This window comes from Paraburkholderia sp. SG-MS1 (assembly GCF_012275575.1).
Lineage (GTDB): Bacteria > Pseudomonadota > Gammaproteobacteria > Burkholderiales > Burkholderiaceae > Paraburkholderia.
In genome coordinates this window covers 2,444-25,242 of record NZ_NPIH01000209.1, presented here as the reverse complement: position 1 = coordinate 25,242, position 22,799 = coordinate 2,444, and the positions used below count along the sequence as shown (strand labels likewise).

The following is a 22,799-nucleotide window of genomic DNA, read 5'->3' as shown; positions in this document are numbered from 1 at the left end:
TTGTTCTCCTTTTACTCGAATAAACAGGCCGGTTGGCCTTGGGGGGCAGAACCATTCTTGCTGCTGTCATTGCCGTTCGTGCTGGCGAGCTGCGGCTTGCGGCAATCGGGAACGAGCGTGATCTCGACTCGGCGATTCGCCGCGCGTCCCGCGTCAGTGTCGTTGGCGGCTTTGGGACGCGTGTCGCCGTAGCCCTGAATCGCCAAACGCGTGGGCGCGATACCCGGGGCGTCCGCGAGCCAGTCGCGCACGCTGGCGGCGCGCGCTTCGGAGAGCTTCAGATTGCTTGCCGGATTGCCGATCGAATCGGTATGGCCGGCAATCAGCACGCGCTTGTCCGGGTGGGCCTTGATCATCTGCAGGGCGCCGACCAGCACGCGGTTGGAGCCGGAACTGAGGACCGCACTGCCGGAGCGGAACAACGACATGCTGTCCAGCTCGATGGTGGGCGGCGGCACCGGCGGCTGATAGCCTGCAATCAACGCGTTGATGGGCGCGAGCCACGGGGTGCCCCGGTACAGGCCCAATCCGAGCCGAGGCGGCACGCCGGACCGCGCATAACGCTCCAGTTCATCGCGATCGCGGTGGATCGCCTTCAGTGCATCGACGCGCGCCGCGGCCTGCGCGGGCGCGATACTCGTGTAGCGGGCCATATCGCCGACGACCCGTTCGACCAGCGCGCGATTCTGCCAGGCCGCCGCGGCGGCCGCCGCGCAGAAGCCGGCGGCTAAACACACGAACGCATGCGCGAGCGCACGCGGCAGCGCGCGCCTGACGGGCTGAGGCTGGATTCCGCGAATCAGCGGTTCGGGCAGCCGGCAGCGCCCCCCAGGCGACATGCGTGACGGTTCGGACAGCGCCGCGCCGTCCGCAGCGCAGAGCGGCAGTTCGGTAATGCCGGTCACGAACCGACCATATGGCGAGTCCGAAGCGGGACGTCCATTGATGCCGGTTACGCCTAGTGCCGCAAGCTGCACCGTGCCACGCTGCGTGCCGGCGAACGCGGGCAGAATCGCCTGAGCGGCCCAGCGCACTAGGCTGTCGAGCAGGGCGGTGCGGTGCGCTCGCGCCTGGCGCTCCTCCGCGATCTCCGGACTGGCCATGTGTGTGTACTGCGCGAGCCGCGCGGCAATGAGATTCGTCAGCCGGCCCGGCTGCATCCCGCCGATGCCGGACACGCCGAACCACGGACATTCGTCCGCGGTTCCCCTGGTCTCCCGTGCGTATAACGCGACGCACACCGGCAATGGATAGCCGACTGCCCGGCTGGCCTCGCCGATCGCCGAACACCAGCGCTTCAGTCCCGCGTGCAAGGTGACGGACCCCATGGCCTGGTCGGCGGCAAGCAGATACGCGACGGCGTCGGGCCCCTGGCCGTCACGCCAGCGCTTGAGGGCGTCAGCCACGTGCATCAACCGCGCCGGATCGTCGTGGCGCACCCACACGGCGGAGTCGGTCATGCGCACAGGATCGGCGCCGAACGCCTGCGCCAGTTCATCACCGGTATGGCCGACGGCGATCACCAGCGGCGTATTGCGCTTGACGTCGGCGGGCAGCGAACTCAGTGCCGCGTCGACCGCATGCAGCGCGCGGCGCGTCGCCTCGCGCCGGACTCGCATCCGTCTGGTCGTGACCACGATGGCGACGAGCGTGACAAAGACCACGAGCATCAGGCAAACCATGTTCCATCCCGCCGGCCAGGGCGAGCACAGCTTGATCCAGCTCAACGCCAGCAGCGCGACCCAGACGAACAGTGTGCGATACGGGTAGCCACTCGGGTAACCAGTCAAATGCGGCCCCATCAATGTGCGATCCCGGCAATAGAGGCGCTGAGCCATTGATCGAGCACCACGTACACGGCGGCCGCGACCACGCAGGCGATCACGACCGAGGCCAGCGGCGAAAGCCGCCATGTCCAGCGGCTCGTGGCGCGCGGCCGGATCACGACGGGGCCAGCCGTACCGTGATCGTGGCCGAGACGTGCGCCGATCGCCTTGACGAGTGCCACGCGTGCATCGCGCCCGGCCAGCGCGAACTTGCCGGCGAAGCCGAGATCGAGCACCGCGCCGAAGATCGCCAGCAGCGGCAGTACCGGTTGCGGCTCAGCGAGACGGCGCTCGATACGCGCGATCAGTTCGTGTCCGGCGTCGTTGCTCTGGAACTCTTCGACCTGCAGCGGCACGCGCTCCCATGCGTCGCGATCGAGGCCCTTCAGATTGCTGAGCGCCTTTTCGTCGAGGAGCGCGCATTGCGCATAGACGGCATCTTCGACCACGTCATGCGGATGCCCCGCCGATTGCATTTCCTCGCGCAGCCGTTGAACCTGCTGCTTGCATTGATGGCGGAACAAATCGAAGGCGGGCGGCGCGGGATGGGTGGCAAGACTCGCGACGGTTAGCGCCGTATCGCGCAGCGCGACCGGCAGCAGCGTGTGGATGGGGCGTGTCGAGGTGGACTTCATGTCGGCAGCACCGCGTAGAGTTCGAGCGAGACGTCCGGCATCGACGCGGGGATATAGAACTGACATGCGCGTGCATTCACCATGCGCTTGAATGCGGGGTGAGCGCTATCGAGCGCGAAATACTGGTTCTCGATGCGCACCGGAATCGCCGCAGGAACCCGTGGCATCGTGCGCAACGGAATGCCGGACAGTGCGGAATTGACGATCTGCTCGACCTCATCGGGCGCGCCCGCCTTGCACAGACGCGGTAGCTGATCCAGTAGCGCATGAGCCGGCAAACCGGCTTGGACCGACAGGTAATAGTCGGCGCCCGCGACCAGCCGCTCGTCGTTGATTTTGCCGATCCAGGCCGTACCGCGAATCCGCTCAAGCACGATCGGCACCACGCGCGACGGGATCACCGTATCGAGCAGTGTCCGGATCAGCGACTCCAGTTCCGCAAACACCGGCTCCGGCGCGTCGTGCGCATACGCCGGGATAGCCTGCAGCGTTTCGGTGGTCGAGAACGTGAGCAGCGAGCCGGCCAAACGCGCGAGCACCCCGTACAGCCGCTCGGGGTGCTGATCGGGCCTCTGACACAGCCGCGCGAGATCCGGCCACGTGCTGTTCACGCTGTGCAGCAGCCAGAACAGCGACACGTCGGCGACCGCATAGTCGGCGATCTGATCGGAACGCTCGCGCCGGCGTACGGCGAGGCTGGCGCTTTTGGCGCTGAGGATTTCCGACAGGCGGTTCATGCGGCTCGTCAGTTGCGCGCTCGCAGACAGCACGAGGCAGGGCGGCACGAATGCGGGATCGGGTTCGAAGCGGCCCTGCGCATTGCGCACGAAGCGACCGACCGGGCAGCTCACGTAGTCGCCCGCTTCCTCGAAGTCGAACAGCAGCACCAGCGTATGCCGCTCGACGCTGATTTCTTCGCGGCCGGCGCCGTTGATATCGGCGACCTGCAGATATTCCCGCGTGAAGCGGCGCGGACGCGCCGGCCTGTCGCCCGCTTCGATACAGTTGCCGCCTTGCGGGTCGATCAGCGGCAGCGCCGCCAGCACGACGACCGACTCGGTCTGCGCGGGTACATCGGCCAGATCGCGCGTAGGCGGCAGGCGGTCGGCGGATTCGGTGTCGATGAAGGTGCCGTCGGGTAGCCGCAGATCGAGCGCCGTCAGTTGCAGACGGTTGATCGTCAACGCCTGCGTGTCGAACGCGACGCGGCTGACTCCCCACGGATCGGGACTGCCGATGCGCGCGATTCGTTCATCGGCGTACCGGTCCCACAGCGCCTGTTGCTGAAAATGCTGGGGTGTCATGAAAATCCCCTGAGCCCACAGCGGTCTTGTTATCTTCATCGTTGTTTGATGCCCTGGACGCCCATAGGAAGTCCGTAGAGGGACACGGTTTCGCATTGAAATGCACACCGCGCGGCGCCTCGCAGGCCGCCGCGCAGGAACTACCGGCCAAGCCGGATAAGGCTCGGTTAGTTCTTCGCCTTTGGCATCTGCGAGACGAGCGACAGATTGATATCCATCCCTTCGATCTGGAAGTGCGGCACGATGAAGAGCTTTACGCGGAAGAAGCCGGGGTTGTCCTCGATGTCCTCGACGATCACCTTGGCTTCGCGCAACGGGTGGGATGCCTGCAAATCGTCCCCCGGGTCCGTCATTTCGGTGACGAGCGACTTGACCCACGTGTTCAGTTCGAGCTCGAGCAGACGGCGATCTTTCGTCGTCCCGATGTTCTCGCGCTGGATCAGCTTCAGGTAATGCGCGATGCGCGAGAGCAGGAAGATGTACGGCAGACGGGCGTTGACGCGGCTATTCGCGGTGGCTTCCTTCGTATCGTACGGCGCGGGTTTCTGCGCCGAGTGCGCCGAGAAGAAGCACGCGAAGTCGTGGTTCTTGTAGTACGACAGTGGAATGAAGCCGAGATTGGCGAATTCGAACTCGCGCGTTTCGGGAATCAGCACTTCGCTCGGGATCTTCGCCTGATTGCCGGTGCCCAGGTCGTACAGATGGATCGGCAGGTCTTCGACGAGACCGCCCGCCTGCGGGCCGCGGATTTGCACGCACCAGCCGTTCCTGATGAAGCTCTTCACCATGTTGGCGGCAAATGCGAACGAAGCATTCGCCCACAGATAGCGCGTGTGGTCCGGGCCTTTGACCGCTTCCTCATAGTTGAATGCGCGCACCGGCGTCGTATCGGGGCCGTACGGCAGACGCGCGAGGAAGCGCGGCAGCGTGAGACCGATATAGCGTGCGTCGTCCGAGTCGCGAAAGCTCTTCCACTTCAGATATTCGGCGCGATCGAAGTAATTGCCGATGTCGCGGATGCTCGCGACTTCATCCATCGAATCCTTGCCGAAGAATTTCGGCGACACCGACCCGATGAACGGCATATGCGCCGCCGCCGACACCTTCGAGATATTGCGCAGCAGGGCGATGTCCTGCGCGCTGCGGTCGAACTCGTAGTTCGAGATGATCGAGCCGATCGGCTCGCCGCCTGGTGTATCGTATTCCTGAATGTAGGCGTGCAGGTACAGACCGCTCTGAATGACTTCAGGCGCGTCTTCGAAATCCTGACGCAGCAGGTCTTTCGACACGTCCAGCACTTCGATGCGCACGTTCTTGCGGAAATCGGTGCGGTCGACAAGGAACTTCAGGCCGCGCCATGCCGATTCGATTTGCTGGAACGCTTCGTTGTGCATGATTGCGTCGAGCTGACGGCTGATCTGCTGATCCAGGTGGGCGATGTGGAAGTCGAGCAGGCTCTTGTCGAGACGATCAACCTGTTGCGACGAGTCCTTGATCATTTTCAGGAACACGCTCATCGCCTGCGCGACGCGCTCATCGAGCGATGATTCCGAGAGCGAGTCGGCGTTCTGGAAGGAGTGGAATGGACGTGTTTCCTTGACCGGCGTCAGGTTGATCTTTTCGCACAGGAATTCGTAGACACTTTTATCAGGCGCGTCCAGCACGACCGTATCCGCTGCCGCCGAGCCCTGAAACCCCGTTTCGTTTTTTGGCATGGTTGATATTCCTCAATGAGCGCCGTTATTGTTGTCCTGCCGGTGCGGATTCACCAATTTTCTGCAAATCGGACTGTAGGCGATCCGACAAAGCCGGGTTTTTGAGGATTTTCTCAAGCTCGCGACGGAACATGGCGTTATCAAGCAGATTCGATTTAAGGTCGCGCAGCAGATTGCGCGCGGCCATCAGTGCGCGCAATTCGGGAACCTTGCCTGCGACGACATCCGGTTTGAAATCATCCATCGATTTAAAGTCGAGATTGACCGGCAATTCGGAATCGTCTCCAGCCAGCGTATTCTCGACGGAGATTCTCGCTTTCGGGTTGTAGTCCGCGAGTACCGAATCGAAGTTGTTCTTGTTGATATCGACCTTGGTGCGTTCCGCGAGTGCCCGCGTGTCCTGGCCGTTGCTGTAGTCGCCCATGACCAGCAGCTTCAGCGGCAGCTCGACTTTCTTCTGTGCGCCGCCGGTGTGCAGGTCCAATCTGATATTAATCCGGGCTTTAGGTACCTCATTCTGGAAGCTCTCTGCCATTTTATTCCCTTTATTTATTGAGATAACAATTGGAGTGGCTAGTGTTAGGGCGAATTGATAGCATAAATTTCATCTCAAAATAATTGAATTGGGAAATTTTGCCAAGTCATGAGAAAAGGCCGATGTGCTATTCACAATGGAGTTCAAAGCGTTTATCTTTGCTCGCGAACATTCATGCCAGTTGTCGTAAAAAGCCGTTTTATAGATGTGGGTGCTGATTCTATGCCAAGGGAATAAAAAAAGTGACCGATTTGTCCGTAAGCGTGAAAGAGTTCGCAAATAGCCTGAAAGCGCTGGCGAGTCGGCAGCCGTATTTTCTGGGCGTCACGGGGCCGGCCAACGGCCGTGAATTGTCGGTGGTGTCATTCGTTGCAGTCGAACGCATGGGCGACCCGTACCGGATTACCGTCGAGCTGACGCATCCGGATGTGCTTTCCCGGGGCGATTATCTTGGCCGCGACGCGACCTTTACGATCGACCCGTCGGACGGCACCGAGCCGCGCGTGTTTGCGGGCTGCATCACGCGCTTCAGCAGGACAAAAACCACGAAGGACTTCAGCGGCTACAGGATCGTGGTCGAGCCGCACATCGCGCGCCTGAGACTCACGCGCGCGAGCCGCATCTACCAGCAGCAGAGTGGGCCGCAGATTATCGAGGCGATCCTGCGCCGTCATGGTTTTACAGGCAATCAGTTCGTTTTCAGGCTGCGGCGTCAGCACCCGCAGTATCCGTTCCGTTTCCAGTACCAGATATCCGATCTGTCGTATATCCAGATCCTGATGCAGAAGGAAGGGATCTACAGCTACTTCGTATCCGGCGAGCATGGAGATGTACTGGTTTTCGCGGACGACGTGGACCACTACATCTATACGCCCGAGCTGAGCGTGCCATACCGTGAGAAGGCGGGACTGGAATCAGGCATCGAGTCGGTCTTCGCGCTGGAGATGCACGCCGAGACGGTGCCGCAATCGGTTCTGGTGGCTGATTACAACCCTGATCAGGCGTGGGAGCGGTTCAGGGCCGGCGCGAACGTCGCGAAGAACGACACGACCACTTACGGGCAGTCGTACATCTTCGGTACGCATCACCTTGACGAGGAAGGTGCGCAGTGGGAAGCACAGCTACGCCATGAGGCGGAGATTGCGTGGCAGATCGTCTACGAAGGTGAAAGCAACGTCCCGGACCTGCGTCCGGCACGTGTGCTGCGCCTCGATGAAGACCTGCCCGATGCGCCAGGCGGCCAGGTGATCATCGAGGTGACGCATACTGGGGCGCGCGATCAGGCGTATCGCAACCTGTACAGGGCAATTCCGGCCGACCGGCGTTTCCGGCTGAAGCTCGAACAGGATACCTGGCCGAAGATCACGGGCACGCTGAGCGCGCGGGTGACTTCGCCAGGCAACTACGAGTACGCGTACCTGACACAGCAGGGTCATTACACGGTGCGCTTCGACCTGGACTTCGACGAATGGAATCCAGGCGGCGAATGCGTGCCGCTGCGCCTGGCCAAACCGTTTGCGGGCAAGTTGCAGACCGGATTCCACTTCCCCGCGCGGGACGGTGACGAAGCGGTGCTGGAGTTCCGCGACGGCAATCCGGACAAACCGTATATCTCGCAGTTCCATCACCACAGCCAGGCGGTGGACCTGATCACGAATCAGGACCGGTGGCTCTCACGCAATGTGATCCGCACGCAGGCGAACAACAAGCTTCGCATGGAGGACTGGAAGGGCTACGAGAGTATCAAGCTGTCGACCGAGCACTCCGGCAAGTCGCAGCTGAATCTCGGTTATCTGGTCGATTCGAAGAAGCAGCGGCGCGGCGAAGGTTTCGAGTTGCGCACGTCGGGGCGGGGCGCGATCCGCGGTGGCAAGGGCATGTTCATTTCGGCAGACGACCAGCCGAATGCCGGTGGCCAGCAGCTAGATATGCAAGCCGCCCTGAAGGAGTTGCAGTCGGCTCTGAGCCGGGTGACGGCATTGGTGAATGCGACCACGCAGGCCAAGGGAACGCCGGCCGACAAGGCGACGCAATCCAGCCTGCTGGATGCGCTCGATCAGCTTGGAAGCGCCGGCCTGATCGCCAGCGCACCGGCCGGCATCGCGCTGGTGACGCCGCGCTCAATCCAGCAGGCCGCCAGTGAAAACATGATGGTTAGCGCCGGCAAACATATCGACCTTAGCGCGGTGAAGCGCGTCACGATGGCGGCGGGCGATCTGATCTCGATGTGTGCGCACAAGCTCGGGATAAAGCTGTTTGCGGCGAAGGGCAAGGTCGAAATCCAGGCGCAGAACGATGCACTGGATCTATTCGCGCACAGACAGCTGCGCGTCGCGAGTGAAAGCGCGGATGTACAGGTGTCGGCGAAGTCGAAGATCACGCTTAACAGCGGCGGAGCTTCGTTGGTGATCGAGAGCGGCAACATGACCTTCCACTGCCCGGGCGTGTTTGTCATCAAGGCCGCATCGTTCACCTTCCAGGGGCCGGATAACGTCGCGTCCCCGCTACCCGTCTTACCGCAAAGCGATCTCAAAGTAAGCGAACAGTACTGCCATACGCGCTAGAAGCCCATGATCATCAGCCCTCCCTTCCTGCCTGCGTCCGGCCTGACGTCGACCGACGCCTCGAAGCCGGATCCCATGATGGACGCCGTCGACCAGTTCGAACTTGCTCACGGCATCTATCCGGTTGCGTTCGACCGGCGCTGGCATTGCGGGGTGCACCTGGCACCTGAGATGCACAGCCCGGTGTATGCCATTGCGGATGGCGAGGTGGTAGCGCATCGGGTTTGCCAGCATGCAATAGATTCCGGCAACAGCCATGCGGGGTTCGTGCTGCTCAAGCACACGACCGATACAGGCGAAGGTCGCACGCTGACGTTCTATTCCCTCTATATGCACCTGCTGCCGCTCGCCGAGTATCAATCGTTTGGACATGATGCAATGCAGATGCCAGCATTCCTGCGCATGCCTTCCGGCCCTGATGTCCAGGGAGCGGTGACGCCCGCCGTATCGGGCGGAGGGAAGAAGGTTAAGCGCAAGGACATAGTGGGTTTCCTCGGGGCCTACCAGGGTCTTAAATACCTGCACTTCGAGATCTTCATGACGCCGGGGGATTTCGATGCGTATTTCGGCCATACCCAGCTCGGCAATACCGCGCCGCCCACAGCGACCACTTCGGACTGCTGGGGGCACACCTACTACCTGATCCCTGCCGGACAGCAGCTCCATGGGTTGCCGCCAGGAACGGACGAGCATCACAAACTGCACGGCATCCAGTTCGAGCCGGGGCAGGCACATACGAACTCTGTGTCCTTGGCCGTGGAGTCGTATTTCAACAAGGGGACGAAATACACCAACGTATGGAGTGTCGCGGACGATGGCACCCGCACGCTGCTCACGCCCCAGCCGGTACCCGAAGCCGACTATGAATACGATCTTTACAGACGCGCGATGGCGCTCTATTCCGCATGTCCGAGTGACGGATACGAGCTGCTGCGCTTCGGGCGCGTCCTCTCCACGACCACAACACAGCCGACATGGGTGCAGGTGCCCTACGCCGCCGGGAAGCAAGGCTACATCGACGTCAGCCGCGCGGCGATCAAAAAACTGTCCGATGCAGATTTCCCGTTTTTTATGGGCTGGCAGAAGATCAGCGACGGTAGTACGCCATTCGGCAGCGACGGGCTGTGCGACGCAGATGCGTTGAAGAAACTGCTGATGGATGCCGTGGGTCACGAATCGCTCCAGGAACAGTCGCAAGTCACGGAAGCCGCGAGGGCCGATGTGCTTTCAGCATATGTGAGGAACGACGCGCACGTGCGCCCGCAATTGCGCGGTTTCATCTGCAACGCTCCCAGCGAATGGGACAGCACGCACAACGAGGAGCGCTTCGTGAAACTGCTCGATGATGGCGGGTTCTATCACGGCAATGACCAGGGCTACAACGACTTCCTCAAGTACCTGAAGGAGATCCAGTTTTGGGACAAGACGGGACTGCCTGCCGGACAGAAGGTCTGGTTCTTTCATCCGCTCGCGTTTATCCGGCATTTCAGGAAATGCGGGTGGTTAAGTCAAAGTGAATTTAAGCAGATCTATTCAGATAACCGCTACAGCAGGCATCAGCAGCCACCGCCGCATCAACTACGTGAAACATATTTGAAGCCGCTAAATGTAGCGACCCGAAAGTATGGCCTGACATCGCCAACGAGGCTTGCCCATTTCCTTGGGCAAGGTGCTGTCGAAAGCGCGTGGCTATCGTCGATGCAGGAAACCAGCATGGGCGGCCACCTCGAGAGTGACGGATTTCATGGGGTTGTCACCAACCCGGCGTCCACAGTTTTGGAGTCCAGTTTGGGGCATTGGTACGGTCAGATGCCTTCGGAGGACGATGCCTGGTTTCGATCGGTAAAGTTCAATAGCCACGGAGTGCGAATTACGGGTTCCTATGACTGGAAGAACGGTAACTGCGATCGTGAGGACGCCCAAAAATTTCGGGGGAGAGGATTTAAGCAACTGACCGGACGAAGCAACTATACGGACTACTGGGTATTTAAATCATGGATTTCCAGGGCGTCATTCACCGCATCATGGTGGTTGGACGCGGCGTTTGCGGCACGTCATCGAAGTGGCATGACAAGAATTCCTGCGGTGATTGATTCTCCCGAGAAAGTAAGCCTTCCAGAAAATTGTCTGGATAGCGGAGGGTTTTATTTGCGATTTTCCAGGCCAAATGTCGCCAGACGTATTGATCAGGACTTTGCGCAAATGGCTATTTCTGATGCAGACAGGGCGAACGAGAGGCGAATCTCGCGCGATGTTACCTATGCGATTAATGGTGGGTATATGGATGAAGCCAGGCGGCTTCAATATGTCAGGTTGGCCAAGAACATAATCTCGTGAGCAAATTGAAATGTACAAATTTTGTCTGATTTTTTTCTTTATATTTTTCGGCGGAGAGGCGTTCGCCGATGAATTCGAAGTGATCGGTTCTTCGCTGAGATTTAATAATGGACGAGTTTGCTTGCTCGACAAGATTCCGCGATATGCGATTGAAAGTTACGACAAGGGGGCGGTCATGGTGTCCGAGACCGGATATGTTATGAAGCAGGAGCTGCTCCATTGTCAGACAGGGCGCGCAGTCCATGTTCTTTCTATCCCATCGAATGTGGGTGTGTTATCCGACATAAATATTTCAAAAGGAATTTATGTCGCCCTTGACTTTGTTGCTGTTGAGCCATTTTTATATCTGGCTACGGTTGCCCACATTGGATCGTCGCGAAACCTTGTGTCAATAAAGGGGGCATACGTCAAGGGCAAAAAACCAGGCGAACTGAGGAAATTCGCCTTTGGTGGTAGTGGCGACGCCGGCACGTCGATCATATCGCCTGATGGACGCTTTGTTGCTCCAGATGGGCAAATGGACTGCTCGACAGATGCCTATCCGGGGGTATGGGACATTCAGAAAGGTCGACGCGTCATGGCAACAGATGACGCATGTACTGTGCTTTTTAAATAAAGTGGTTTACTTATTGGTGTGCTGTTCTTACCTCTGTTGGCGCGGGAAAAATCATTCGATCTTTCGTCGTCGCGCTCTTTTTTATTTATTGTCGTGCTTTGGCATCGAATGCGGTAATAACCCATCTATCCAAAATCAACCCTGTGGTTCGCAGAGGTAGCTGTTAATGATGAAATCTCCCATACGCAAAGGCGACAAACTGGAAAACGGCGGTGAGGTAACCACTGCCTCGTCGGAAATGACGTTCATGGGCGAGCCTCTCGCGTGCAAAGGTGATGAGGCGCTCTGTGTGAAGCATGGCAAGACGACGATTGCCGAAGGCCGCGAGGGGTTTCCCGGCAAGGGCGATAAGTGGATTGCGATGCACCACCATGGCTGTGTATGTGGCTGCCGGCTGATCTCCTCGCTGCTCAACGTGAATATCGCCTGACGATGCCGGTCGATTTGTCTGCTGTGGGCCTGTCGAGCACTTACCCCACCAATAAGCCGCGTCTCGTGCGGTGGCTCATCATCTGGGGCTTGTGCTGCGGGATCGGTGCGCCGGTGGCGTTGCTGCTGTGGCCAGTGGGTGAGCCCGCGCGCGGCGCGTGGTTCTGGCTCTGCGTCGCGGGTGCCCCAAACGGACTGTTTCTTCTCCTGCTCGGCATTGCTCGCGCCGGCTACGACGCGTTTTATGTGCAGGCGCTTTACCGCAACCGGCACCGGCAGGCATGGCTGCACAGGCGGGTGAGTTACGCACAGCGGCCACTGCAGATCCTGGGTGCCGCGTATTGCCTGCCGCTCGGCGGCAAGGGTCTCGCAGAAGTGATCATTGCAGGCACGCCGCAAGTGAAGGCGCAGGCCTTGCGTCGTGGATCTGGTCGGCTAATGCATGGCCGTTTTTCAGATGATGATCCTCTCCCGAAATTTGACGTCTCTAATGAAAAATATACGGGGGTAAGAGCGGATGACGCCGTGATTGACGATACAGGGCAAGACAACGCCCCGAAACTTTGGTCCTCTACCAAGGAGGTTTCGCCCTATGTTGCGATGTTTGCCCAGACTCTCGATCCGCTCGCCGGCCGTCTGCGCGCACTATCGCAATACGGTCCGACGTATGCACCCGCCGTGCGGGTGCTTGCTTCTGCCGATGCGGCAGAACTGCGCGTACGGGATGTGCGTCATGCCTTGGGGATCGCCGGATTGCCCGCGCTCGATTGCTCGGCCGTCCCTGTCACAGACGGCCTGCTGGTGGCCGACGCGTGGCTCGACGCGGGCGAGCATCGCCCGCTGCTGGTAATCGCCGCCGGATGGCACGACGAGCGCAATCCGCCGTCTGCCGGTAGCACCGAAGGCAGTGTCGCAGTGCTGTTCGGCTCTGGCGTATTGCGGCTGCCCGAACCAGTCACGGTTCTCGGGACCTTGCACCGCCCAGTGGCGTACGACTTTGCCGGGCTCAGCGACATACTCGGCAACGCCGTGCTGTGGGGTAACGTCGACGCCCAGGCAATCCATACCGCCTGGCTTAGCGGCCTTGACGCCACCCACGATACGGCGTTGCTCGCCGCGCTCGCCAAGGCGTCGCTCACTACTGTCTCGAAACAGGACGCGCAGCGCCGCGTCGATCGCATCATCGGTCGCGCGGGTGCCGCCGACGGCTGGCTGTCGATTGCCGCCGCTGTCGAGTCCGGGCTGGTGGGTCCACACCTGATTCTGCATAACGCGCAACGCGCCCAGGCAGCGATCCTCTACGTGAATTCTCCTCCCTCGCATGACGAATCCGACAAATAACCTGGCCGCGGCCGCCTCAACGGAACCGCCCTCTACCGCAACCTCGACGCTTGCTATCTGGGGCTTGGTCGTGGTCGCGATCGTGCTGGCCGCGCTTGCGCTAGTGCTGGTCTGGTTCCAGGGCGGGATGTTCAACGTCCCGACGTCAGACGCAAAAAAGACCGCTTCGATATGGATTCTGGTCGCCCTCGCGGCGATCCTGATCCTGCATCTCGGTGCCATGGGTGTAGGCGCGTACAGCATGGCAGGGCGGATTTTCCGCCGGGACACCGGCCTTGAAACCATCACGGTCGCGCCGGCGCTCGTGCGCGATGCGCGATTGCAATATTTGTGCGACGAACTGCGTGCCTGGCACGGTTGGCGTTGGCGCTACCGGAGGCCGTGGCTGATGGTCAATGGCAGCGACGAACGGCTCGACGAAGTCGCGCCAGGGCTGAAGCAGGCCGGCATCATGCAGGTCGCCGATGGGATTCTTGTGCATGCAGCACCGGAGGGCATCGAGGCTGCGCTGTGGCGCAAGCAGATCAGGCAACTGCGACGCAAGCGTCCGGTCGACAGCCTGGTGCAGGTCATGCGCCCAGGAGAGGGAAACCAGCCCGACGGTGACCTGCCGCGCACGCTCGCGAAGATCGCCACAGACCTGGGTTGGGCCGCACCGGTGACGTTCCTGCACGCAGTCCAGACAACGGGGCGGCAGCCCGAGGCATTCCAGGCAGTCGGCGTCTTTCTGTCAGATTCGGTGACGCGCGCAGCGCAGGGCTCTGCCAGCGAACTCAGCGATCGTTTGACGACGCTTGAATACCGCACAGGGACGATCGGTGTCCAGCTATGCTGCGAGCCGATGCCCATAACGTATTTCGGTCAGGTCTCGGCCTATATTGGCAAACAGCACAAATACATTGTGACGGGCTGGGAGGCGCTTATTGCGTCGAAGTGGCTGCGTGCGCCGCTAGACGGTCTCATGTTCGCACCGGTGTTTGCGCCGCGCCAGCCGATGGCAGCACCGCTTCCCGTTACCGATGCGGCCAACGTCAGCACTCAACCCGGCATTCCCGGCGCAGTGCCGTACGAGCAGCCGGCCGCGTTGCTGCCCGTATGGCAGGAGATCGGCCGCGGCCTGCGCGTCCATCGCGGTAAGCACGTGGGCTTTTACTGGCCAAGGGCGCTGGCCATGACACTCATCGGGGGGACGATCGCTTGGTGTCTGACGATGGCGATCTCGTTCGCCGGCAACCTGCATCTGATCAGGAGCGCGCACGCAAGCGCCGATGCGGCGCGTGTAGCGGCAGCGGGTGCGCCTGCGGCGTTGCGCATATCGCTCGCATTGCAGCAGCAGATCGAGACGCTCGAATACCGGCAACGGCATGGTGCTCCGTGGCATCTGCGCTCGGGTCTGAATCACGACCGCGAAGTCCTCGCCGCACTGTGGCATCCCTATGCCCGGGCGAGCCGCACCATCCTCGTCACCCCTATCCAGCGAAACCTCGAAGCCTCGCTCGTCGAACTGAGCCAGATGCAAACCGGACAGCTCGACGACCAGACCAGCCGCCTCGCGCTAGACGGCCACAAGGCGCTCAAGACCTACCTGATGCTGGCCGAGCCAGGCCGTGCCGACGCAGCGTTCATCGGCCCGCAACTCGCACGCTACTGGAGCGCGAACGCAGACCTGCCCACCAGCGAGAAGCACGACCTGTCCGGGCGGCTGCTCGGCTTCTACGCGCGGCACCTGAAAGCGCATGAAGACTGGCGCATCCAGTCGCGCCAGGAACTGGTCAACGCATCGCGCCAGACACTGCTCGCGATAATCGGCGTGAAGAACTCGGAAGACACGATCTACCAGCGCGTGCTCGAAACGGCAGGCAGCCGCTACCCGGACCAGACACTCGCCTCGCTGACAGCCGGCACCGACACGCGTGGACTGATGCGCACATCATCGTCGGTCGCGGGCGTTTTCACCCGCCAGGCTTGGGAGGGCACCATTGCAGCATCGATCGACGAAGCCGCGAAGCGCAACGAAGTGGCAAGCGATTGGGTGCTGGCCACGGATGCACAACGCACAGCACCGGAACAGTCCGCCGACGACATGAAAGCGTCGCTGACCAGCCGCTACTTCGCCGACTACGCGGATCACTGGCAGGGTTTCATGAACACGCTGCAGTGGGAGCCATCGCCGACGCTGCCGTCCGCGATCCAGCAGTTGAAACTGATGGCCGATGCACGGCAGTCGCCCGTGCTCGCGCTGTTGAAGACGCTCGAATACCAGGGCGGCGCGGGGGCGTTGAAGACGTCGCTATCCGACACGCTGGTCGACAAGGCGCAGCGCGTCTTCGGCGGCAAGGTCGAGGGGCCGGAGACGGCGAGACCCGATCCCGCCGGGCCGCTGGGCGCGTTGTTCGGGCCGGTGCTACGCCTCGTCGCGCAGGGTAGGGCGACGGGCGGCGCGAGCGGCGACCTGAGCCTGCTGCGCTTCATGGATCGCGTGACGGCCTTGCGGCTGAAACTGCAGCAGATCAGCGACAGCCCCGACTCCGACGCCCAGGCAAGACAGGTCGCCCAGTCGCTCTTCCAGGGCAAAAGTTCGGAGCTGGCCGATACCTACGCCTATGCGCAACTGATCGCCGCGAGTCTCGGCGCGCAGTGGGCAGGCATGGGCGATGCCCTCTTCGTGCGACCGGTCGCCCAGGCGACGCAGGCGGTGCTGCAACCGGCGCAGGCAAGCCTGAACGACGCCTGGCGCCAGACGGTCCTCGCGACCTGGAACCGTTCGTTCGCGGGACGTTATCCGTTCGCCAATACGGACAACGATGCGTCGCTGCCCGAACTCGCGCGTTTCCTGCGTCCGCAGGGCGGGCTGATCGGTGCCTTCCTTGATTCGCAGCTCGCGGGTGTGCTCGAACTGCAGGGCGACCAATGGGTGCCGGCGCCTGCCGGCAATACGACGCTGAGGTTCGATCCGGCCTTCCTGACAGCCTTGAATACGCTGCAGCGCATTGCCGCGCACCTGCTCGCGCAGGGCGAGCCGCACTACGGCTTCGACTTCAAGCCGGTGCCGACGGCGGGTGTGACCGACATGGTGCTCACGCTCGACGCTCAGAGCCTGCACTACTACAACCAGCAGGAGACGTGGCAGGCGCTGACGTGGCCATCCAACGATCCGCAACGGTTGGGCACGCGTTTGCAATGGCAGACGGAGAAGGCCGGGACGAACAAAAGCTTCGAGTTCAGCGGGCGCTGGGGGTTCATACGCATGCTCGAACGGGCACGGGTGCAGCCTATCGATGGCGCGACATTCGAGCTCACGTGGCAGGCCGCCACGGAGGCTGGCGCAACGAAAGCCGCGCAGGCGGCGTCGGCGGCGAGCGGAGCCGCCGACGCGATCGCCGATGACGAAGACGAGTACGAAATCGGTATGACGCCGCTCGGCGCGAAGCGTCTCGACAGTCTGACGACACAGGGTCCGCTCACGCCCGCCTCGCAGGAACGCTCTTATCCGTTGAGTTTCGTGATGCGCACGGACGTCGGCAAGGGTCCGCTGGAAATGCTGGCGCTGCGCAACTTCGTGCTGCCTGCGCGAATCTTCTCGGCTATGGGACCTCAAGCGCCCGTCGCCGCAACGGGCGCAAAAAAAATCGCGCAGACCGACGGTCCGCCGCCGTTGCCGCAGGCGATGCGCGTTGCCGCGAAGCACGCTGAAACGCCACTGCCCGGCGGAATGGAGCCGCTATGAAACCTGACCCCACCGCGTCGCCGGGATACCTGTAGTCATGCTTACGAATCTTCTGAGTGCGCTGTTCGGCTCACGCGCACCGTCCGATCTGGCCCGCTCGACGCAGGGGCGTTGGGACGACTGGCTGCGTCCCATTGGCGATGGCGTGCCCGTCGGCGCCGACCCCGGCTACGACGACGACTTCCTCGCGATCAAGGACGAAGTCGCCAAGCTCTCGAACATCGACGACACGCTGATCGTCGAGACCGCCGAGCGCCTGCTCAAGCAGCGCGCAAAAGATGTGCGTCTCGCGGTCTATTACGTGTATGGACGTATGCGTCGCGATGGCGCGGAAGGCGTGGCATCCGGCTTCGAACTGCTGTCGGCGCTCATCGATCGTTTCGGCGACATGCTGTTGCCGGCCCGCGCCGGGGCCCGCAAGACCGCGCTCGAATGGCTTTCGGGCAGCACCTTCGCGGACCGGCTTGATCGTGTGCAAGGTCTCTCCGACACGCTGCTCGAACGCACGCTGTCGGCGCTCGCACTGATCACCGAACGCTCTGCGCAATGGCCCGAAGCCGCACGACCCGAGCTGGCCGCGTTGTTTCGCCGCTTCGAAGGCCGGGTGGGAACGCCGCTATCTGCGCCAAGCGACAGCAGCGACCCACCGTTCGGTTCAGCTTCGTCCGCGGCACTGCCGGCGGCGACCGAGGTTTCGTCCACCTTCGAACTGCTCGATCACGCCCGGCAGATGGCGCAGTTTCTGCGCGACCAGCCGCAAGGCTATCTGGCGTCCTACCGCCTGATGCGCTGCGTACGCTGGGACACGCTTACCGAAGTGCCGCCGCACGAAGTCAGCGGCAGGACGCGGCTCATCGCGCCGCGCACGGAATTGCGCTCGCATCTGAAGCGCCTGCTGCTGCAGAAGCAGTGGCCGGAGCTGCTCGATCGGGTCGAGGCGGCGTTTGCCGAAGGCGCGAATCACTTCTGGCTGGATCTGCAGTACTACGCGTTTAGCGCGCAGGAGCAGACGGGCGGCGAGTACGCGCAGATCTGCGATCGGGTGGCGGCCGACTGCGCATTGATGCTGGAGCGTCTGCCAGGTCTCGACCAGTTGACGTTCTCCGATGGCTCACCTTTCGCCGACGATGCGACACTCGAATGGATCGCGCGCTGCGCCACCGTGCGCGACGTCGAGCGCGGCGAGGCCGTGGCGCCAGTGGCCGTCTCGTCGGCCGATACCGACTGGGCGGAAACCGAAGCGCAGGCCACCGATCTTGCCGTCCAGCAAGGGCTGGACGCGGCGTTCGCCTGGCTGCAGTGCCTGCCCGCGCAGGACGGCGAACGCGAGCGCTTCGTGCGGCAACTGGTGATGGCGCGCGTGGCCGAGCGCGCCGATCGCGCGGACACGGCATTGCATCTGCTGTCCACGCTCGATCCGGTCGCGCAACGCTTCCAGCTGGCCGCCTGGGAGCCGTCGCTGGCCTTCGAAACCAAGCACCGCCTGCTGCGCCTGTTGAAGATCCGCATCAACCGCAAGGGCGCGGACAAGTCCGCCCTGAGCGCGCGAATCGACGCGCTGACCGGCGAGCTGACCGCGATCGATCCGGCGCGCGCCGTGACGCTGGCGTGAGCTCCCACCACGACATCGAATTTGCGAGACCGCGCTCATGAACCGCGCCACCAAGGACAACGAAATTCTCCGCTACTACGAAGCGGAAATGCGCTACCTGCGCGAGGCCGGCAAGGAATTCGCCCGGGCGTTTCCGGATCGCGCGCGGATGCTCAACATCGACCGCATCGGCGAGCGCGACCCGCACGTCGAGCGCCTGTTCGAAGGCTTCGCGTTCCTGATGGGACGCCTACGTCACAAGCTGGACGACGAGTTTCCCGAACTCACCGAAGGGCTCGTCAGCATGTTGTGGCCGCACTATCTGCGCATGATTCCGTCGCTATCGATTCTCGAGCTGAGTCCGACCGACGGCGCGTTGCAGAAGCACGAGACGCTCGCCGCGGGACTGGAGGTCATCTCCGATCCGATTCCCGTGGGATCGTCTTCGGGTACGGGCGACGAACGCGTCGAGTGCATCTACCGGACCACGCAGGAAGTCGACCTGTATCCGTTGTATCTGAGTGAAGCCAACGCCTACGCGCGCGAGGACGGCCGCTCGGTGCTGCGTTTGCGCCTCGAAGTGCAACCGCAGGCGCGGCGCGAGCAACTGGACGTGCCGCGCCTGCGCCTGTTCCTGAACGCCGAGCGGCCCGTCGCGCTCGCGCTCTATGCGGCGCTCACCGCGAGGCCCGTGACGATCAACGTGCGCGTGCCCGGCTACCCCGCCGGCCGCCCCGGCATGCCGCGAGCAATGCCGGGCCTGCGCATCGAAGCGGCCGGCTTTGCGGCCGGCGAGCGCCTGTGGCCGAAGGCCGACAACGCGTTCAGCGGCTATCAGTTGCTGCTCGAGTACTTCACGTTCCCCGAGAAATTCATGTTTGTGGACGTGCTCGGTCTGGACATGCGGGCCATTGCGCAGGACGCGCCGTATTTCGACATCGAGGTCGTGCTGGAGAAGAACTATCCGGACGATATGCGCTTCTGCGCCGACAACGTGCGTCTCTTCTGCACACCGATCATCAACCTGTTTCAATTGGAAGCGAACCCGGTCGTCGCCACGCAGTTCGACACCGAATACCGCGTCCGTGCGATCGAGCAGTACGGCGAGCACGTCGACGTGTATTCGGTCGATACCGTGCAGGGCTTCGAGGCTGGCGCGGGGCGGCGTTTCGAGTACGCGCCGTTCGCGTCGTTTCGTCATCGCGGCGGCATGCTGCGGCATGAAATGCCGGAGCGCTATTTCCATACCCGCGTGCGGCGCGGGCCATCGGGCCGGTTCGACACGTGGGTCGTGCTCGGCGGTCATGCGTGGGAGCAGCAGGCAACACTGCCGAGGGAAACGCTGTCGTTATCCGTGACCGGCACCAACGGGATGCTGCCGAGCAAGGGATTACGCGAAGCGGGTATCACGAGGATGCGCAGCGGCTTCACCAACATCGGCTCGGTGCGCAACCTGAGCGCGCCAACGCTGCCGGTTTATCCGCCGACCGGCGACCGTTTCCAGTGGCGTGTGCTGTCGCACCTTGCGCCGAACTATCTGTCGCTGTTGAACCCGGAGATTTTGCGCGGCTCGCTCGCGCTATACGACTGGACTGACGGCGAGTTGAACCGGCGCCGCGTCGAGGCGATCACCGACGTGAAGCACCGGCTGTTGCAGAAGCTCGTGACGGGCGGCTTGCAGCGCGGCGTCGAGATCGAGGTGACGCTCGACAGCCATCAGTTCGCCGGCGACGGCGACGTCGAATTGTTTGGCGGGATGCTGAACCGCTTCCTTGGGCTGTACGCGACGTTAAATCTGTTCACGAAGCTCGTCATCGTGTCGCAGCCGACCGGCCGCCGCATCGAATGGCCCGATACGAAGGGCGAAGGAGCACCGTTTTGAACGCGCCGGGCAGGGAGTTCGCATCGTGTGCGGACCGGCCGCTGCTGCCGGCCTTGCTCGAAGATGCCGTGTGGATGAATTTCTTCCGCTTTTGCGAGTTGATCGAGCTGGCCGCGCCGGACAAGCCGCCGCTGGGCACGACCGATTCGCCATCCTCGGAGCCGGTTCGTTTCCGCTCGCGGGTGCAGCTCGGGTTTCCCAACCGCGAGATTGATGCGATCGAATACGACCCGGACAATGCATCGGCGCCGCCGACGGTGCGAACGACGTTTCTGGGCCTGTACGGCGTCGATGCGCGCATGCCGTCGTACTTCGTCGACGAGATCGCGCAGAACCGCGACGGCGCGGAGCCGATGGCGGCCTTTCTCGACTTGTTCCATCACCGCGTGGTCACGCAGTACTACCGGATCTGGCGCAAGTATTACTATCCGGCGGGTTTCCTCAACGGCGGGACCGACGAGATGTCGCGCTACCTGCTGAGCTTCGCGGGGCTCGGCTTCGGCGCGCCGGAGGTCGCGCGGGCGGTCGGCTCGCGCAAGCTGCTGTCGATGCTCGGGCTCGCCGGCCAGAAAACGCGCACGGCGCAAGGACTGGCGGGCGTGCTTCAGCACGCGGTGCCGGACGCATGGGTCGCGGTCGAGGAGTTCCATCCGGTCTGGATCACTGCGGACGGCTGCACGCCGGGCGCGCTAGGCGAAGGCTGCCTGTTGGGCCGCGGTTTCTACGATCGGGCGAACACGGTGCGCGTCGTGATTACGCCGCACACGCGTGAAGCGGTGCTCGGGCTGATGCCGGGGCGCGGCAATCATCGCGAACTGATGGCGTTGCTGCGCTTTTACCTCGGCTACGAAGCGCGCGCGCATCTGGTCATGCACGTCAGCCCGGACCTGATGCCGGCGCAGCAATTGAATTCCGCTCACGTCAGTCTGGGTTTCACGACGCAGTTGCCGGCGTCACGCACAGGCGCCGCTGCGGCCACGGTCACACGCGTGCAACTGGGGGACTGGGCGGGCGGTAGCGAGCGAGACACTCGTCAGGTGCCCGAGGCGCGCCGACACAAGCACTGGCCCGCGCATCAGGACAGCGATCAATGAACGCGCAAGAGGACCAACAGGAAGGATCAACAGGATGATGATGCGACAGCTTCGAACCGGCGTCTCGGTGTGCGCCCTCGTGACCATCACAGCGTGCGGAGTGGGACAGGCAGTGACGGACAGCACGGTGAACGCCGCAAAATGGGCGTTCATGACGCAGGTGAAAACCATGAACGTGGACCTCGTCAGCCGGGCCTCGTTGAATGCGAACGGCGCGGGACAATCATTGTCGACGGTGGTGCGGATCTATCAACTGAAGGCGCCACAGACGTTTCAGCAACTCGACTATCGGCAGTTGCAGACGAACGATCTCGACACCCTGAAGGCCGATCTGCTGGCGACAAAAGATATCGTGTTGCGTCCCGATGCAAGCGCGAGCATCAGCGAGCCGATGAACGGCGACGCGGAATATGTCGGCGTGGTCGCGTTTTTTCGCGACGCGGGGAAAGACGCGACGTGGAAGCTCGTCATTCCGAAGAAGCAATGGAAGAGGACCGATCCGGTGAAGATCGAGGCGAGCGACAACACGTTGACGCTCGTCGGCGCGACGGGTGACACGATCAGGCGCAACGCGCCAGTGCAAAGCGTGCCGAACCCGCGGCAGCGGAAGCCCGCGGCGGTCAAGGAGTATGGGACGCAGGCGGGGTGAGCAGAGCGGGTCGCTCGAGGGCAAATTGCGCAACGGACCATAACGTGGCGCCCTGTCTTGCGGCGCCACAGCCCTGCACGCGCCCGCCTTTCGCTCAATGCGGCTTGATAGCCACCTTCAGCACCCCATCCCGCTGATTCGCAAACAGATCGTACGCGGCGACGATATCGTCCAGCTTGTAGTGGTGGGTGACCAGCGGGCCAAGCTCGACACGTCCGGACTCCACCACGTTCATCAGACGTCTCATGCGCTCTTTGCCGCCAGGGCAAAGCGCGGTGTTGATCTTGTGGTCGCCGAGACCGGCCGCGAAGGCACCGAGCGGAATCGTCAGGTCGGATGAGTACACGCCGAGACTCGACAGCGTACCGCCCGGTTTGAGAATACGCAGCGAAGATTCGAACGTGCCCTGCGTCCCGAGTGCCTCGATCGACGAATCGACGCCGCGTCCGCCCGTGAGCTTCATGATCTCGTCCACCACATCGCAATTCCTGAAGTTCAGCGTGACGTCGGCGCCCATCCTGCGGGCCATGTCGAGGCGGTGATCGTTGCCGTCC

Annotated in this window: 16 protein-coding genes; 10 read left to right on the top strand and 6 right to left on the bottom strand. The window is 62.3% G+C overall.

What is annotated here, in order from left to right:
* Positions 1 to 11: 11 nt before the first annotated feature.
* The 5 genes from CIC12_RS16910 to tssB form a co-directional block, all read right to left on the bottom strand.
* Complete coding sequence (locus CIC12_RS16910; protein ID WP_168665257.1) at positions 12 to 1,802, bottom strand: OmpA family protein; 1,791 nt, start codon at positions 1,800 to 1,802, stop codon at positions 12 to 14.
* Positions 1,802 to 2,461 carry a DotU family type IV/VI secretion system protein gene (locus CIC12_RS16905; protein ID WP_168665235.1) on the bottom strand — a complete coding sequence of 220 codons (660 nt, stop codon included), beginning with the start codon at positions 2,459 to 2,461 and terminating at the stop codon, positions 1,802 to 1,804. Before CIC12_RS16905 ends, CIC12_RS16910 begins: the two co-directional genes overlap by 1 nt.
* Entirely contained in the window at positions 2,458 to 3,804 is a 1,347-nt protein-coding gene (tssK, locus tag CIC12_RS16900; protein ID WP_168665234.1) for a type VI secretion system baseplate subunit TssK, read from the bottom strand. The genes CIC12_RS16905 and tssK overlap by 4 nt, the downstream gene beginning before the upstream one ends.
* A 128-nt stretch (positions 3,805 to 3,932) precedes the next feature.
* Complete coding sequence (tssC, locus tag CIC12_RS16895; protein WP_168665233.1) at positions 3,933 to 5,480, bottom strand: type VI secretion system contractile sheath large subunit; 1,548 nt, start codon at positions 5,478 to 5,480, stop codon at positions 3,933 to 3,935.
* 25 nt (positions 5,481 to 5,505) lie between these two features.
* Positions 5,506 to 6,015 carry a type VI secretion system contractile sheath small subunit gene (gene tssB / locus CIC12_RS16890; protein ID WP_168665232.1) on the bottom strand — a complete coding sequence of 170 codons (510 nt, stop codon included), beginning with the start codon at positions 6,013 to 6,015 and terminating at the stop codon, positions 5,506 to 5,508.
* A gap of 242 nt (positions 6,016 to 6,257) precedes the next feature.
* On the opposite strand from tssB, the gene CIC12_RS16885 reads away from it, so the two are divergent.
* The 10 genes from CIC12_RS16885 to tssJ all read left to right on the top strand — a co-directional run bounded on the left by CIC12_RS16885 (position 6,258) and on the right by tssJ (position 22,245).
* Entirely contained in the window at positions 6,258 to 8,579 is a 2,322-nt protein-coding gene (locus CIC12_RS16885; protein WP_168665231.1) for a type VI secretion system tip protein VgrG, read from the top strand.
* Between the two features lie 6 nt (positions 8,580 to 8,585).
* Positions 8,586 to 10,916 (top strand): M23 family metallopeptidase, encoded by a 2,331-nt coding sequence (locus tag CIC12_RS16880; protein ID WP_168665230.1) that lies wholly within the window; start codon positions 8,586 to 8,588, stop codon positions 10,914 to 10,916.
* Between the two features lie 10 nt (positions 10,917 to 10,926).
* Positions 10,927 to 11,532 carry a hypothetical protein gene (locus CIC12_RS16875; protein WP_168665229.1) on the top strand — a complete coding sequence of 202 codons (606 nt, stop codon included), beginning with the start codon at positions 10,927 to 10,929 and terminating at the stop codon, positions 11,530 to 11,532.
* A gap of 166 nt (positions 11,533 to 11,698) precedes the next feature.
* Positions 11,699 to 11,962 (top strand): PAAR domain-containing protein, encoded by a 264-nt coding sequence (locus CIC12_RS16870; protein WP_342030544.1) that lies wholly within the window; start codon positions 11,699 to 11,701, stop codon positions 11,960 to 11,962.
* On the top strand, positions 11,914 to 13,302 hold the full coding sequence (locus tag CIC12_RS16865) for a hypothetical protein (RefSeq protein ID WP_238812675.1): 1,389 nt from the start codon (positions 11,914 to 11,916) through the stop codon (positions 13,300 to 13,302). Before CIC12_RS16870 ends, CIC12_RS16865 begins: the two co-directional genes overlap by 49 nt.
* Positions 13,283 to 17,029 (top strand): ImcF-related family protein, encoded by a 3,747-nt coding sequence (locus CIC12_RS16860; protein ID WP_168665228.1) that lies wholly within the window; start codon positions 13,283 to 13,285, stop codon positions 17,027 to 17,029. Before CIC12_RS16865 ends, CIC12_RS16860 begins: the two co-directional genes overlap by 20 nt.
* A 37-nt stretch (positions 17,030 to 17,066) precedes the next feature.
* Positions 17,067 to 18,641, top strand: coding sequence for a type VI secretion system protein TssA (gene tssA, locus CIC12_RS16855; RefSeq protein WP_168665227.1), 1,575 nt, complete (start codon positions 17,067 to 17,069; stop codon positions 18,639 to 18,641).
* Positions 18,642 to 18,678: 37 nt separating this feature from the next.
* The gene (gene tssF, locus CIC12_RS16850) at positions 18,679 to 20,502 is read left to right on the top strand and encodes a type VI secretion system baseplate subunit TssF (protein ID WP_168665226.1); all 1,824 of its coding nucleotides are present in this window, start codon (positions 18,679 to 18,681) and stop codon (positions 20,500 to 20,502) included.
* 74 nt (positions 20,503 to 20,576) lie between these two features.
* The gene (gene tssG, locus CIC12_RS16845) at positions 20,577 to 21,596 is read left to right on the top strand and encodes a type VI secretion system baseplate subunit TssG (RefSeq protein WP_168665254.1); all 1,020 of its coding nucleotides are present in this window, start codon (positions 20,577 to 20,579) and stop codon (positions 21,594 to 21,596) included.
* Positions 21,597 to 21,633: 37 nt separating this feature from the next.
* A complete protein-coding gene (tssJ, locus tag CIC12_RS16840; RefSeq protein WP_168665253.1) occupies positions 21,634 to 22,245 on the top strand; it encodes a type VI secretion system lipoprotein TssJ in 612 nt (203 codons plus the stop codon).
* Between the two features lie 94 nt (positions 22,246 to 22,339).
* On the opposite strand, the gene CIC12_RS33195 is transcribed toward tssJ, so the two are convergent.
* Positions 22,340 to 22,799, bottom strand: a 460-nt coding sequence (locus tag CIC12_RS33195; protein WP_238812674.1) for a zinc-binding dehydrogenase, incomplete at its 5' end; no start/stop codon positions are given.